This is a genomic window from Exiguobacterium sp., assembly GCF_020832205.1.
Lineage (GTDB): Bacteria > Bacillota > Bacilli > Exiguobacteriales > Exiguobacteriaceae > Exiguobacterium.
On record NZ_JAFIFD010000018.1, the window covers coordinates 38,688 to 53,673 of the forward strand.

Sequence of the window (14,986 nt, forward strand, 5' to 3'; positions counted from 1 at the left end):
GTTAACTCGTCAACGTTTTGATGTCAACGTGACGCTCAAATTTCTTTTTGACGCGCTGTAACGCATTGTCAATCGATTTGACGTGACGGTCAAGGTCGTCAGAAATCTCTTGATACGAACGCCCGTCCAAATAGAGACGCAGTACTTTTCGTTCCAAGTCACTGAGGAGCTCATCCATCTTTTCTTCCATAAACAACTGGTCTTCCCTCGTTACGAGCAGTTCTTGCGGATCGGTCGGATGCGGGGGCAAAATAACGTCTAGCAGCGTCCGGTCCGACTCATCGTCAAAGATCGGCTTATCGAGTGACACGTACGAATTGAGCGGGATATGCTTTTGACGCGTAGCTGTCTTGATCGCCGTGATCATCTGCCGCGTGATACACATTTCAGCGAAGCTCTTAAAAGAGGCGAGCCGCTCGTCTTTATAATCGCGCACGCCTTTGTATAGCCCGATCATCCCTTCTTGCACGATGTCCTCGTGATCGGCACCAATCAAGAAATAAGACCTCGCCTTGGCTCGGACAAAGTAACGATAACGTTCAATCAGAAATTCTAGAGCATCACTATCCCCTTCGTTACGCGCCAGAAAGACGAGCTCTTCGTCTGACATGGTTTCAAACTGTTCGTATGGCCATCCGTTCATGTTTCATACCCCCCGGCAATTGATGATGAACTATGTAAGTTTGTGCTCCCATTATAGGCAGCCTATAAAACGACCGTCAAACAAAATTCTAAAAATTCCGTCAATTACATTTCGTGTAACGCATACATCTATTAGTATACAACATTTCCTTTCAAAAAAATGTCAAATCAAAAACAAAGACGAGTCCATCTTATGAACTCGTCAGTGATGTTCGTCATCGTTTGATTTTCGGCGGCGCATTTCTTCGAACCGTGCTCTCACGTCAGGCGAGAGGTCGATCGTTTTTCGGTTCGACCGATCCTTTTCTAAAGCTCGCCGCTCGGTCTCGATGAGCGACTGGGCATGCTTCCAATCTTTCAATAGCTCAGCTGCCGGCACTCGAAGCGCGCCTTGGCCAAAAATGACCCACTGTTCGGTAAAGTCGTTCGTGGCCACGAAGAGCGTCACGAGACGATCATCGACGAGCTCGTGAGCCCGCCGTTCGATCCATTCGTCAGCCGTTTCGTTCTCTTTCGTATAGACGACAGCGACGCGACTCTGCTTCGCTTTCGACTCCCGCCCGTATCGCATATGGGCGTCAAACACGATCGTCACTTGACGACCCGTGACCGCCTGATACTCGGCCATCGCCTCGATTAAATCGTTGCGGGCCTTGTCAAAGTCGATATCCCGAAGCTTACGGAGGTGAGGCCAGGCACCAATGATGTTGTAGCCGTCGACAAGGAGCAGTTCTCGCTTGAGGCTCATGACAACGGGTGACGTGTACGGTGCACTTCATACAACAGAAGTGCGGCCGCGACCGAGGCGTTGAGCGATGTGACATGACCGACCATCGGCATGTGGACGAGGAAATCACACGTCTCACGCACGAGTCGGCTCATCCCTTTGCCTTCGCTTCCGATGACGACGACGAGCGGCATGTTGCCGTCTAGGCGCCGATAGTCCTGACTCTCACTCGCGTCGGTCCCGACGACCCAAAGTCCTTTTTCTTTCAGTTCTTCGAGCGTGCGCGTCAAGTTCGTCACGCGGGCGACCGGGATGTATTCAATCGCACCTGTCGACGACTTGGCGACGGTTTGTGTCAACCCGACCGACCGGCGTTTCGGGATGATGACCCCATGAGCCCCGACAGCGTCAGCCGTCCGTAAGATCGATCCTAAGTTGTGAGGGTCTTCTAATTCGTCGAGCAAAATAAAGAGCGGTGTCTCGCCTTTTGATTCGGCGAGCGCGAACATATCCTCAATCGACTTATACTCGTAAGCCGCGACGGCCGCGACGACACCTTGGTGGTGTTCACTGCCGGCCATCTTCTCGAGCTTCGTTTTCGGGACGAACGACACTTGGACAGACGCCTCGTTCGCCATCGCGATGATTTGGGCGAGCGGTCCTTTTTGTTGGCCTTCCATGATGAAGACCTTGTTCATATCCCGCCCGCTGCGGAGTGCCTCTATGACCGGGTTCCGCCCATAGAGGAAATCGATGCCTTCTTCAAGGACGTCGACTTCTTGATAGTCCGGGCGTTCCGGTTTCTGACGATGCGGACGGTCTCCCCGGTCATTTCTTGGACGGTCGAACGAACGTTTTTCGTTCGCTCGTCCTCCGTCATGTCGTTTCGGGTTGCTCGGTTTCGAGCCATATGAACGCTTGTTCGATGAGTTCTTCAAGACGATCCCTTCTTTCTGTAAGGTATGTGTAACCAATCAATGCCTCAAACGCGGTCGAATAACGATACGTGTGGACGTCAGTCCGCTTCGGGATCGACCCCGATTTGGCGTTTCGCCCACGACGAACGACCGCCTGTTCTTCTTCCGACAGGATGCCCGTCTCGAGCCAATGGGTGACGACTCCCGCCTGGGCGGAGGCGTTCACATATCGGACGGCCCCGCGATGCAAATCGTTCGGTCTTGTCAAACCGCGTTCGAGCAGCCGTTTCCGAACCGCCATCTCATAGACGACATCGCCCATATACGCAAGGGCGAGGGCGTTCAGTTGGGACGGGTTCAAACTCATACGCGTTTCCACCGCACACCTTGCGCCGTATCCTCGAGCTGAATGTTCTGTTGTTTCAACATGTCACGAATCTCATCGGCCCGCGCGAAGTTGCGTTCGGCCCGGGCTGTGTTCCGCTCTTGAATCAATTGATCGATTTCCGCGTCGAGTAATCCTTTTTCTTCCGAGAGCGTCAAACCGAGAACGCCCGTCAACTCATCGAACAAGGCAATCACATGTTGGAGCGTTGTTTTCGAGACGTGGTCTGCCTTCGCATAAATATTGGCTTCTTTCGCCAAGTCGAATAGCACGGTGACGGCGTTCGCCGTATTGATATCATCATCCATCGCTTCGATGAACGCCGACTTGATGCCGGTCAACTTCCGTTCCATCGCCTCGCTCGGCTCTTCTAGCCCGACCGTCACCGACAACCGGTACTCGACGTTATGGTACGCTTCTTTAATGCGGTCCCATCCGTTCGCGGCTTGGCTGATCAGCTCACGGCTGTAGTTGATTGGGTGGCGATAATGGACCGACAACATGAAGAAGCGGAGCACCATCGCATCGACTTCTTTCAACGCTTCATGGACGAGCAAGAAGTTCCCGAGTGACTTCGACATCTTTTCGTTCTCAATGTTGATGAACCCGTTATGAAGCCAGTAGTTGGCAAACTTCGTATGGTTGCATGCTTCTGATTGGGCAATCTCATTCTCATGGTGCGGGAATTTGAGGTCGTGCCCGCCTGCGTGAATGTCGATCGTCTTCCCGAGGTGCTTCTTCGCCATGGCGGAACATTCGATATGCCAACCCGGACGCCCTTGACCCCACGGACTCTCCCACGCTGGCTCTCCTGGCTTCGCGGCTTTCCACAAGACGAAGTCGAGCGGGTCTTCTTTCTTCTCGCCGACGTCGACACGCGATCCGGCCCGTAAATCTTCAATCGACTGTTGACTCAATTTGCCGTACTCTTCGAACTTACGTGTCCGGAAGTAGACGTCACCTTCCGAGGCGTAAGCGTAACCTTCCGTCTCTAAGTTCTGGATGAAGTCGATGATGTCTTCCATCGTGTCGGTGACGCGCGGATGCACATCCGCCGGTTGGACGTTGAGCGCACCCGTATCGGCCAAATATGCCTCGATATAACGGTTCGTCAACGTCGTGACATCTTCCCCGAGCTCGTTCGCCGCTCGAATGATTTTATCGTCGACGTCCGTGAAGTTTAAAACGTACTTCACGTCATAGCCTCGGTATGTCAAATAGCGACGGACCGTGTCAAATGCGATTGCCGGACGGGCGTTCCCGACGTGGATGTAGTTGTAGACGGTCGGTCCGCACACGTACATCGATACTTTCCCCGGCACGATTGGAACGAACGGTTCTTTCTTATTCGTGAGGCTGTTGTAAAACTGAATCATGTGTCTTCTCCTCCATCCGTTTCTCAAGTGAAGCTAGCTTTCGTTGAAGATCGGCTACCGCGTTCTCTAACCGTTCCTGGCATTCACGATCCGGATCCGGGAAACGATGATCGAGGTCGTGTTGTTTGACCCGCTCTCCATTGCGAATGACGACCCTTCCTGGAATCCCGACGACGGTCGAATCGGACGGGACGTCTTTTAAGACGACGGAGCTCGCCCCGATTTTGACGCAATCGCCAATCGTGATGTTTCCGAGCACTTTCGCCCCAGCCGAGATCAACACGTCATTTCCGATCGTCGGGTGACGCTTGCCCTTCTCTTTACCAGTTCCGCCTAACGTCACCCCTTGATAAATCGTGACATTGTTGCCGATAATCGCCGTTTCACCGATGACGATGCCGAACCCGTGGTCGATAAACAGGCCTTCGCCGATGACCGCACCCGGATGAATCTCGATTCCGGTCACCCAACGGCTCGTTTGAGCAATCAATTTCGCCAATAGTTTGACGTCACGTGCCCAGAGCCCGTGCGCAATCCGATGCGCCCAAAGCGCATGCAGGCCCGGATACGTCAAGATGACCTCTGCTTTCGAGCGGGCAGCCGGATCGAGCTCGAGCACGTTCCGGATATCTGCTCGTACACTTTTCCAAAATCCCATAATTGTTCTCCTTTTCCATATCAAAAACAAAGACGCCCCTGTGCCAAGGCACAGAGACGCCGTAAGCGCGGTTCCACTCTGTTTGGGAAAGTTCCCCTCTCAAGTCTCGTTAACGCCGAGTCGCGGTCCCGACTACGTATCGCCGGAACGGCTCCGAGGTGCACTTCGACGGGGGACGCTTCTAGAACTTCCAGCCTAGGTTCTAATCTCTGTAAAGTGTCAATCCGCTTACTTTCCTCATCATTGCCTTTAAGCTAATAAAGTTGAGAGACGTGCCAATACACGCTCTTTGCCAATCAATGCGATTGCATTTGGAAGCTCTGGCCCGTGCGTCTGCCCTGTCGTCGCGACACGGATCGGCATGAACAAGTTCTTCCCTTTTTGACCTGTCGCTTTTTGCGTGGCTTTCGTCGCCGCTTTGACTGCTTCAGGTGTGAAATCTTCGATGGCCTCGAGTTGCGTCTTGAACTCGGCGAGGACGCTCGGTACGCTTTCCCCAGCAAGGACCGCGTTCGCTTCTTCGTCGTACTCGACTTCATCTTTAAAGAACAAGTCTGTCAACGCCACGATTTCAGCACCGTGTGTCATCTGTTCCTTATAAAGAGCGATGAGCGCCGTAGCCCAGTCGGCTTCTTCCATAGACAACGCCTCTGGTAAACGTCCCGCTTCTTGTAAGAATGGTAAACTGAGTGCCACCACTTCGTCAAGCGAAGCATGCTTCATGTAGACGCTGTTGATCCACGCGAGCTTTTGTTGGTCGAAGACAGCCGGGCTCTTCGAGAGACGACCGGCGTCGAACATCTCGATGAACTGTTCTTTCGTGAAGATTTCTTCTTCTCCGACCGGAGACCAGCCGAGAAGTGAGATGAAGTTGAACAAGGCACCCGGAAGGTAACCGAGGTCAGCGTACTGTTCAATGAACTGGATGATCGACTCATCGCGCTTCGACAACTTCTTATGGTTTTCGTTATAGATGAGTGTCATATGACCAAACGCCGGATACTCCCATCCGAGCGCATCGTACACCATCATTTGCTTCGGTGTATTGGCGATATGGTCGTCTCCACGTAACACGTGGCTGATTTTCATCAAATGATCGTCGACGACGACGGCAAAGTTATATGTCGGGATCCCGTCCTGCTTGACGATGACCCAGTCTCCGAAGTCTTTCGATTCGAATGAGACGTCACCTTTGACGACATCTGTCCATTTGTACGTGACGCCTTCAGGCACACGGATGCGGATCGACGGTTTGCGGCCTTCTGCTTCGAACGCTGCCTGTTCGTCCTCGCTCAAATCACGATGCGCGCCCGAGTAGCGTGGAGCTTCACCGCGAGCGATTTGGGCTTCGCGTTCAGCTTCCAACTCTTCAGACGTCATGTAGCATTTATAAGCAAGGCCTTTCTCCATCAACTCGTTCACATGCTTGTTGTAGAGGTCAAGTCGCTCCATTTGGAAGTATGGACCGTAGTCGCCACCGCGACCTGGACCTTCGTCCCAATCGATCCCGAGCCATTCGAGATATTTCATCTGGCTTTCAACGCCGTTTTCGACGTTCCGCTTTTGGTCGGTGTCCTCGATTCGTAAGATCATCTTCCCGCCGGCGTGGCGAGCATATAAATAATTGAATAGCGCGGTCCGGGCGTTCCCGATATGAAGGTGACCCGTCGGACTTGGCGCATAGCGTACACGCACTTCACTCATACTATTTCCACCTTTCTTCTCTTCTGCCCAAATAGTATACCACTTTTGTCAAGCGCGGTTGAGCAGGATGACCGCCTGGGCGGCAATTCCTTCTTCACGTCCTGTGAACCCGAGCTTTTCAGTCGTCGTCGCTTTGACGTTCACTTGACTGATGTCAGCCTCGAGTAGCTCAGCGATGACCGCTCGCATGTCGTCGATATAAGGACGAAGCTTGGGCCGCTGGGCCATGACCGTCGCATCGACGTTCCCGAGCACGTACCCTTCCGCTTTCACGAGTTGCCAGACGTGCTGAAGCAACACTTTAGAATCTGCGTCCTTGAACGCCGGGTCGGTATCCGGGAAGTGTTTTCCGATGTCTCCTGCCGCGATGGCCCCGAGTGCCGCATCGGCAATCGTGTGTAGCAACACGTCCGCATCGGAGTGACCGAGCAAACCACGGTCATGCGGGATCTCAATTCCCCCTAAAATGAGCGGCCGCCCTTCGGCGAACGCATGCACATCAAATCCTTGTCCGATTCTCATCGATAGTCCTCCTTCGTCAAGATCGCTTCGCCAAACAATAAATCTTCAGGCGTCGTCATTTTAATGTTGTGATAGTTTCCTTGGATGACCGTCACTTCTTTACCGGCCCATTCGAACAGGCTCGCATCATCGGTACCGACGACGTGAGCGGTTTTCGCTTGGTCGTGAATCGCCCGAATCTCAGCCACCGGAAACGCTTGCGGTGTTTGCGCCAACCAGAGCGTCTCGCGGGGAACGGTTTGTTGAATCGTTCCGGCCGCCACTTGTTTAACGGTGTCTTTCACTGGGACGGCCAAAATGGCCCCGGTCGTCTGAGCCGCTTCTGCCACTTCATGCAACTGACTGAGGCGCACGAACGGCCGAGCCCCGTCATGGATCAACACGACCCCATCTGCGTCGACGGCGTGCAGCCCTGCCCGTACACTTTCTTGCCGTTCTTTCCCGCCCGTCACATACGCGATAGGCGTCGTAATATGACCGAGCACCGATTTGAACCATTGCGCTTCTTCCGGACGAATCGCCAATACGATCTTGTAGCACCATGGGTCACGGGCGAACGCCTCGACCGTCCAGACGATGATCGGTTTCCCGCGAAGTGCCAGCCTCAATTTGTTTTCATTCGCACCCATCCGTTTGCCTTGTCCGGCAGCCGGCATGACGACTGAATAACGTACCATGTTGATTCACCTCTCTTCGTGAAAAAAGAGAGCGCGAACGCATCTCTTTTTTCACAGTTATTCAGGACGAGCAAAAATCATTCGACCTGCCGAGGTCTGAAGTACACTCGTCACGACGACCGGTAACGTCTTCGAGATGAGTTTGCGTCCCCCTTCGACGACGACCATCGTCCCGTCTTCGAGGTAGGCGACTCCTTGATTTTGTTCTTTTCCTTCTTTAATGACCGTAACGACCATCTCTTCTCCCGGGATGACAATTTGTTTCACCGAGTTGGCTAAGTCGTTGATGTTCAAGACCGGGACGTTCCGGACTTCACACACTTTGTTCAAGTTGTAGTCGTTCGTGACGACGATGCCGTTCTTAAGTTCAGCCAGTTTGATCAACTTGATGTCGACTTCCGCCACATCTTCAAAGTCGCCATCATAAATTTCGACTTCGATGCGGTCGTTGCCTTGTAACTCTTTTAAAATGTCGAGACCGCGACGGCCACGATTTCGCTTCAACGTATCCGACGAGTCAGCGATATATTGCAGCTCACCGATGACGAATTGCGGGACGATGAGCGTCCCTTCGATGAACCCTGTCTTCGCAATATCGGCAATCCGGCCGTCAATGATGACGCTCGTATCCAATATTTTATCGTTTGAACGACGAACCGGCTCTGCAGCAGGCTTCTCGCGCTCACTTTTCACGAACAACTTGATCCATTCGTTCCGCTTACGATACCCGACGGCAAATCCAAAATAGCCGAACAAGGCGGTCACGAAAATTGGAACGATTTTACTAAGCAAGAATATGTTCGTAACTTCGAGCGAGACGCTGATCAAAAAGGCGATCAATAGACCGATGATCAATCCGATAGAGCCAAATAAAATATCCCCGACCGGCAACCGGACTAGACGTTCTTCAACAAAACGGATAAATTTCACGACCCCATCGGTTAAGAATAAACTGAGAATGAAGAAGATAAGTCCACCAATCAAACTAGCTACGTATGGAATCGTCAACCATGCGGGTACGTTCACACCGAGGTCTCCGAGAAGAAACATCGCTTCAATAATCCCGAACCATCCAACGACGAGTCCGATCAAAATAAATCCGATTCGCACTGCAATCTTCACTCATTCCACCTCCTTTTCTTTTGAATTTAAATTTCAAAAAAATAACACTTTCATTGTAACACGGTTTTTTTGAAAGCGTTCGTTACAAAGCGTTAAAAACTGCCGGAGGCGCCCGTTAGAACGGGATGGTGAGCTGAAGCGCCTCATCGACAGTGCTGACTCCAACGACGTCGATCCCGGATGGGGCCGTCCAGCCCCCGAGATTGTTTTTCGGGATGATGGCTCGTGTGAATCCGAGCTTGGCCGCTTCGGCGACACGCTGCTCGATTCGTGAGACACGGCGGACTTCACCGGTCAAACCGACTTCCCCGATACAAACATCGGTCGGTCGGGTCGGTCGGTCCCGGAAACTCGAAGCAATGGAAACGCAAATCGCCAAGTCGATCGCCGGTTCATCTAGTTTGACACCGCCGGCTGCTTTTAAATAGGCGTCTTGCGTTTGAAGCAACAGTCCCGAACGTTTTTCGAGAACGGCCATGAGCAACGCGACGCGGTTTTGGTCAATCCCCGTCGCCATCCGCCGCGGGTTTCCGAATGAGGTCGGGGAGATGAGCGCTTGCAGTTCGACGAGCACCGTCCTCGTCCCTTCCATCGAGGCAACCACCGTCGAACCCGATACGCCGGCTGTCCGTTCTTCTAAAAAGATTTCCGAAGGGTTGAGCACTTCCTCGAGCCCGCTCTCTTTCATCTCAAAGATGCCAATCTCATTCGTCGACCCGAACCGGTTTTTGACAGCCCGTAAAATCCGGAACGTATGATGACGTTCACCTTCAAAGTAAAGGACGGCATCAACCATGTGTTCGAGCAAACGCGGGCCGGCAATCGACCCTTGTTTCGTCACATGTCCGACGATAAAGACAGCGACGCCCCGTGTCTTGGCGATCTTCATCAACGCCGCGGTACATTCCCGTACTTGGGCGACACTGCCCGGCGCCGACTGGATCTCGTCCATATAGACCGTTTGAATCGAGTCGATAATGACGAATCCAGGTTTTTCTTCATCAATGACTCGCTCAATCATCAACATGTCGGTCTCGGCGAGCACATATAAATCCTGCGTCGGTAAGCCAAGCCGTTCAGCACGAAGCTTCGTCTGTTTGAGCGATTCCTCACCTGAAATGTAGAGCACTTTTCGGCCGCTATGGGCCAAGTGTGCGCTCACTTGGAGCAAAATCGTCGACTTCCCGATTCCCGGGTCGCCTCCGACAAGGACGAGCGAGCCAGGAACGATCCCGCCTCCAAGCACACGGTCGAACTCTTGACTGTTCGTATGGACGCGCGTCTCTTCTTGCGAGACGACGTCCGCGAGACGTTCCGGTTTCAACTGCCTCGATGAACTATGGACGAACGCAGCCCCTCGCTTCGCCTTCTTCTCTTCGACGAACTCTTCCACGAGCGTGTTCCATTCGTTACACCCTGGGCAACGCCCCATCCATTTGGCGGATTCATAGCCACAAGATTGACATACATATTTCGTTTTAAGTTTAGCCATATGCGTTCCTTTCTGTTTAAAAAAGCCCCCTCATAGGAGAGAGGGGGCTGCGGATTATTGAACGACCCCTTCGTTTCGGACGACGAATTCCCCGTCTTGCACATCGAGGGCGACTTTACTTCCTTTTGCGATGATACCGCTAAGCATCGATTCTGAGAGGCGATCTTCCACCTCGCGTTGGAGCGCCCGGCGGAGCGGGCGAGCCCCGTACTCAGGGTCATAGCCGACTTCGGCAATCTTCTCAAGCGCTGATTCGGTTAACGTGAAATCAATACCTTGTTCCCCGAGCCGTTTCGTGAGCGTCTCAGCCATGAGCTTGACGATTTCTTGGATGTGCTCTTTTTGGAGCGAGTGGAATACCGTGATCTCATCAATCCGGTTAAGGAATTCAGGTCGGAACGCTTTTTTCAGCTCTTCCATTACTTTATCCTTCATTTCTGTATATTCCCGTTTCACATCATCTTCGACGGTGAAACCAACATATTTGTTACGTTTAAGTGCGGCAGCACCGACGTTAGAAGTCATAATGATGACCGTGTTTCGGAAGTCGACGGTGCGTCCTTTCGAGTCTGTCAAACGGCCGTCATCGAGCACTTGAAGCAAGATGTTGAACACTTCAGGGTGCGCCTTCTCGATCTCGTCGAGCAAGATGACCGAATACGGCTTACGACGAACTTTCTCCGTCAACTGACCGCCTTCCTCGTATCCGACGTATCCTGGAGGCGAGCCGACGAGTCGGCTCGTCGCATGTTTCTCCATGTACTCGGACATATCGATCCGGATGATTGCATCTTCATCACCGAACAACGCCTCAGCAACAGCACGGGCAAGTTCTGTTTTACCAACTCCGGTCGGGCCGAGGAAAACAAATGAACCAATCGGTCGTTTCGGGTCTTTCAACCCGGCACGGGCGCGACGGATCGCTCGTGAAATCGACTTGACCGCCTCGTCTTGACCGATGACACGGTTGTGAAGAATCGCTTCAAGCTTGAGGAGACGATCTGTCTCTTCTTCAGCGATTTTTGTGACCGGAACACCCGTCCAACTAGCGACAACTTGAGCGATATCGTCTTTCGTCACTTCGAGCTTTTCGTTCCCTTGCTTGTTTTGCCATTCGGACTTGAGATGCTCGAGTTCTTCACGAACTTTCTGTTCTGTATCACGAAGAGAAGCAGCTTTTTCGAACTCTTGGCTCTGGACGGCCGAATCTTTCTCTTTTCGAATCGACTCGAGTCGTGCTTCGAGCTCTTTCAAGTTCGGAGGTGCTGTGAATGAACGAAGACGTACTTTCGAAGCCGCCTCATCGACGAGGTCAATCGCTTTATCCGGAAGGAAGCGGTCCGAAATGTAACGGTCAGATAGAACGACCGCCTCATGAACCGCCTCATCCGTGATCGTCACGCGGTGATGGGCCTCATAGCGATCACGCAGACCGAGGAGAATTTGTTCAGCCTCTTCCGCTGTCGGTTCGTTCACTTGGATCGGTTGGAAGCGACGTTCGAGTGCTGCGTCTTTTTCGATATATTTGCGGTATTCATCAAGCGTCGTCGCTCCGATACATTGCAACTCGCCACGAGCGAGTGACGGTTTTAAGATGTTCGAGGCGTCAATCGCTCCTTCGGCCCCACCGGCACCGATCAATGTATGCAACTCATCGATGAAGAGGATGACGTTACCGGCTTGACGAATCTCGTCCATGACTTTTTTCAAACGGTCTTCGAACTCACCGCGATATTTCGTACCGGCGACGAGCGTCCCCATATCAAGAACCATGACGCGTTTATTGCGAAGTGTCTCGGGTACCTCATTGTTAATGATTTGTTGAGCGAGTCCTTCGACGACTGCCGTCTTACCGACACCCGGCTCTCCAATCAAGACCGGGTTGTTTTTCGTCCGGCGTGACAACACTTCAATGACACGTTGAATCTCCCCTGCACGTCCGATGACCGGATCGAGACGTGACTCACGGGCTTGTTGCGTCAAGTCGCGGGCCAAGCCGTCGAGTGTAGGTGTCGCAGCACTTGTACCCGGCTGTGAGGCGTTAGACGATGATTCTGTGTTGCCCAGCAACTGCAAGACTTGTTGACGGGCTTTCGTCAAGCTGATGCCGAGGTTGTTCATGACACGGGCAGCGACGCCTTCCCCTTCACGAATCAAACCGAGCAAGATGTGTTCGGTACCGACATATGAATGACCGAGTTTACGGGCTTCATCCATCGATAGTTCGATCACTTTTTTCGCGCGCGGCGTATAATGAATCGTTGAGCCATTCTCAGACCCGCGTCCAATCAACGCCTCGACTTCTTGCTGAATCTTCTCAGATGTCATTCCGAGGGCAAACAGCGCTTTAGCTGCAATCCCTTCTCCTTCACGAATCAATCCGAGTAAAATGTGTTCCGTACCAATATTATGATGGCCAAGCCGTACTGCTTCCTCTTGGGCTAAAGCTAATACGCGCTGAGCTCGTTCTGTAAATCGACCAAACATCATTGACAAAACCTCCTTAAGAGTTGAATCAAACTAAGCCTTGATCTAACGTTCGACGAACGAGCGTCGCTCGTTCCCGATCTCGTTCTTTCGTAGATAATGTTTTCCCGAAATGTTTTTGTAGGAAACCTGATTGCATGCGGACAATCAAATCATGAAATTGAGGTGGACTCCAATCGGACAACAGTCCGAGGTCACTTGCCAAATGGAGATCCGACAGGCGTTCAATCGCCTCAGTCGACGACAATAATTTAGCGTAACGCAAAATACCATAGGAACGATAAAATTGATCTTCAAGCTCATCTTGGTTGTTCGCAAGCACATATTCGCGGGCTTGACGCTCCGCCTGAATGACTTGTTCCGTGATTTCTATAAAGTCTGACAAGAGTTGCGACTCATGGCTGCCGAGCGTTCGCTGGTTGGATAATTGAAACAATCGCCCGGCAGCATCACTGCCTTCTCCATAACGTCCGCGAATCGTGTAGCCGAGTTTGCGAAGTTCTTTTAATATAGGAGTTATTCGTCCTGTCAGTGTCAATCCCGGCAAGTGTAACATGACCGAGGCGCGGAGTCCGGTTCCGATGTTACTAGGACATGTTGTCAAGTAACCTAGCGTGTCATCGAACGCATAAGGAAGTGACTCTTCACACAGTTCGTCCACACGCTTTGCGAGTTCGAACGCCTCGGTTACTTGAAATCCAGGCAAGAGTGTCTGTATCCGTAAATGATCTTCTTCATTAATGAGGACGCTGATCGTTTCATCTTCACTTAAGAAAACGGCGCTGTCGTCTTTTTCTGCAATCGTCGGACTGATGAGATGCTTTTCGACGAGTGCTTGACGTGTCACCGAGTCATAGGAAGACATTCGCAAGTATTCAAATCCTTGCAATCCTCCGAGCGACGCTTCAACTCGCTCACATAGTTGCCGTTGCCCTTCTTTTGATAACACTGGAGAAAAGACCGTATCTTTTAGATTACGAGCGAGCCGAATGCGAGTCGAGATGACGAGGTCATCGAGTTTCGCGCGTTCGTTCATCTTTGGACCAAGTGGATGTTTGAGGAATGTCTCCATCACGCCTCACCTTGCCCTTTCAATTGAATCATTTCTTTTTTGATGCGGGCTGCGCGTTCATAATCTTCTTGTTCGACGGCTCGTTCCAACTCCCCTGCTAACTTTACGAGTCGCTCTTCGATTCGTTCGTCCGGCGTCCGCAACAAATTTGGAATCGATCCGACGTGATGATCATGTCCTTGTTGATATTGACGCGTCATCTTGATCAAGTCGTCTCGAAATACCGTGTAACAATTGGCACACCCTGCTTTTCGCAACTGGTGTAACTCATTTTGTGTCATTTGACATGTCGGACACCGCTTTACGACAGGAACGTAACCTGTCATCACTTCAAATGCGCAATTTCGGCATAATTTCCGTTTGACCGGGATACCATCTTCCATAATCACCATTTCATTGACGGCGGGTCGCCGTTTACATCGTTCGCATAACATGTCTTCTTGCCTCCGTCAGCGATAACTTAGCAATTTCATCAATGCAAGCAACTGCTGTCTTCGAATCAAATGACGGTCATCCGCATGTAGTTCTAGTGATTCGTCTGATAGCACATGAAAGAGCAATCGAACCTCACGTTCGTTTAAAAGTCCCTCTTCGAATAAACGGACTAATATGTTCTCAATCACTTGTTCTGTCAGTCGAGGCTGCTCGTGTAAGAAATCAATCAAACTCGCTAACAGATCTTGTTTCTCACTTAAAATGACACGACGGATGCGAATATAGCCGCCTCCGCCTCGCTTGCTTTCTACGAGATACCCTTTTTCGACCGTGAATCGTGTATTGATGACGTAGTTGATTTGAGACGGGACACATTCAAAACGTTTCGCGATGTCTTGCCTCTTGATTTCAATCGTATCGGCCTGACTTTCTTTCAGCACTTGCTTCAAATACTGTTCGATCACATCAGATATGTTTCTCATCTCCACCACCCTCTGACCATCTTTGACTTTTTACTTTATTCTATAATTGATTCAAAAAAAGGCAAACGAAAAGCGACGATGCCGATGCATCGTCGCTACGAAAAAAGACGATCAAGCATGTGCTTGACCGTCTCGTGTTGCCTGGCAACGTCCTATCCTCACAGGGGGAGACCCCCAACTACTTTCGGCGCTGAAGCGCTTAACTTCCGTGTTCGGAATGGGAACGGGTGTGGCCGCTTCGCTATCGCCACCAGACATATTCAGGGCTTGTTCCCTGAAAACTGAAGA

At 51.7% G+C, this 14,986-nt stretch carries 15 protein-coding genes, 1 rRNA gene and 1 other annotated feature; all 16 genes read right to left on the minus strand.

Translation table 11 applies throughout. The annotated features are described in order from the left end of the window. Position 1: 1 nt before the first annotated feature. Complete coding sequence (sigH, locus tag JJU47_RS04000; protein WP_228616368.1) at positions 2-643, minus strand: RNA polymerase sporulation sigma factor SigH; 642 nt, start codon at positions 641-643, stop codon at positions 2-4. Positions 644-844: 201 nt separating this feature from the next. Continuing rightward, complete coding sequence (locus JJU47_RS04005) at positions 845-1,390, minus strand: NYN domain-containing protein (RefSeq protein ID WP_228616370.1); 546 nt, start codon at positions 1,388-1,390, stop codon at positions 845-847. Then, positions 1,387-2,124: a 23S rRNA (guanosine(2251)-2'-O)-methyltransferase RlmB gene (gene rlmB, locus JJU47_RS04010; RefSeq protein ID WP_228616399.1), complete on the minus strand. Its 738-nt coding sequence runs from the start codon at positions 2,122-2,124 to the stop codon at positions 1,387-1,389. Before rlmB ends, JJU47_RS04005 begins: the two co-directional genes overlap by 4 nt. 121 nt (positions 2,125-2,245) lie before the next feature. Beyond that, on the minus strand, positions 2,246-2,653 hold the full coding sequence (locus tag JJU47_RS04015) for a Mini-ribonuclease 3 (RefSeq protein ID WP_024372168.1): 408 nt from the start codon (positions 2,651-2,653) through the stop codon (positions 2,246-2,248). After that, complete coding sequence (gene cysS / locus JJU47_RS04020; protein ID WP_228616372.1) at positions 2,650-4,047, minus strand: cysteine--tRNA ligase; 1,398 nt, start codon at positions 4,045-4,047, stop codon at positions 2,650-2,652. The genes JJU47_RS04015 and cysS overlap by 4 nt, the downstream gene beginning before the upstream one ends. After that, on the minus strand, positions 4,016-4,705 hold the full coding sequence (gene cysE / locus JJU47_RS04025) for a serine O-acetyltransferase (RefSeq protein WP_228616374.1): 690 nt from the start codon (positions 4,703-4,705) through the stop codon (positions 4,016-4,018). The genes cysS and cysE overlap by 32 nt, the downstream gene beginning before the upstream one ends. Before the next feature lie 49 nt (positions 4,706-4,754). Next, positions 4,755-4,958 (minus strand) — a binding site (T-box leader). Beyond that, positions 4,955-6,409, minus strand: coding sequence for a glutamate--tRNA ligase (gltX, locus tag JJU47_RS04030; RefSeq protein WP_228616376.1), 1,455 nt, complete (start codon positions 6,407-6,409; stop codon positions 4,955-4,957). (Overlaps the previous feature by 4 nt.) A gap of 48 nt (positions 6,410-6,457) precedes the next feature. Beyond that, positions 6,458-6,931 carry a 2-C-methyl-D-erythritol 2,4-cyclodiphosphate synthase gene (gene ispF / locus JJU47_RS04035; RefSeq protein WP_228616379.1) on the minus strand — a complete coding sequence of 158 codons (474 nt, stop codon included), beginning with the start codon at positions 6,929-6,931 and terminating at the stop codon, positions 6,458-6,460. Then, a complete protein-coding gene (ispD, locus tag JJU47_RS04040; protein WP_228616381.1) occupies positions 6,928-7,608 on the minus strand; it encodes a 2-C-methyl-D-erythritol 4-phosphate cytidylyltransferase in 681 nt (226 codons plus the stop codon). The genes ispF and ispD overlap by 4 nt, the downstream gene beginning before the upstream one ends. A gap of 57 nt (positions 7,609-7,665) precedes the next feature. Beyond that, positions 7,666-8,730 carry a PIN/TRAM domain-containing protein gene (locus JJU47_RS04045; protein WP_228616383.1) on the minus strand — a complete coding sequence of 355 codons (1,065 nt, stop codon included), beginning with the start codon at positions 8,728-8,730 and terminating at the stop codon, positions 7,666-7,668. Between the two features lie 115 nt (positions 8,731-8,845). Further along, positions 8,846-10,222: a DNA repair protein RadA gene (radA, locus tag JJU47_RS04050; protein ID WP_228616385.1), complete on the minus strand. Its 1,377-nt coding sequence runs from the start codon at positions 10,220-10,222 to the stop codon at positions 8,846-8,848. Between the two features lie 54 nt (positions 10,223-10,276). Further along, complete coding sequence (locus JJU47_RS04055; RefSeq protein ID WP_228616387.1) at positions 10,277-12,712, minus strand: ATP-dependent Clp protease ATP-binding subunit; 2,436 nt, start codon at positions 12,710-12,712, stop codon at positions 10,277-10,279. A 25-nt stretch (positions 12,713-12,737) separates the two neighbouring features. Next, positions 12,738-13,781 carry a protein arginine kinase gene (locus JJU47_RS04060; RefSeq protein WP_228616389.1) on the minus strand — a complete coding sequence of 348 codons (1,044 nt, stop codon included), beginning with the start codon at positions 13,779-13,781 and terminating at the stop codon, positions 12,738-12,740. Beyond that, entirely contained in the window at positions 13,781-14,038 is a 258-nt protein-coding gene (locus tag JJU47_RS04065; RefSeq protein WP_228616391.1) for a UvrB/UvrC motif-containing protein, read from the minus strand. Before JJU47_RS04065 ends, JJU47_RS04060 begins: the two co-directional genes overlap by 1 nt. A gap of 192 nt (positions 14,039-14,230) precedes the next feature. Beyond that, complete coding sequence (locus tag JJU47_RS04070; protein ID WP_228616393.1) at positions 14,231-14,698, minus strand: CtsR family transcriptional regulator; 468 nt, start codon at positions 14,696-14,698, stop codon at positions 14,231-14,233. A 139-nt stretch (positions 14,699-14,837) separates the two neighbouring features. Then, positions 14,838-14,953: ribosomal RNA gene (gene rrf, locus JJU47_RS04075) — 5S ribosomal RNA — on the minus strand. Positions 14,954-14,986 lie beyond the last annotated feature (33 nt).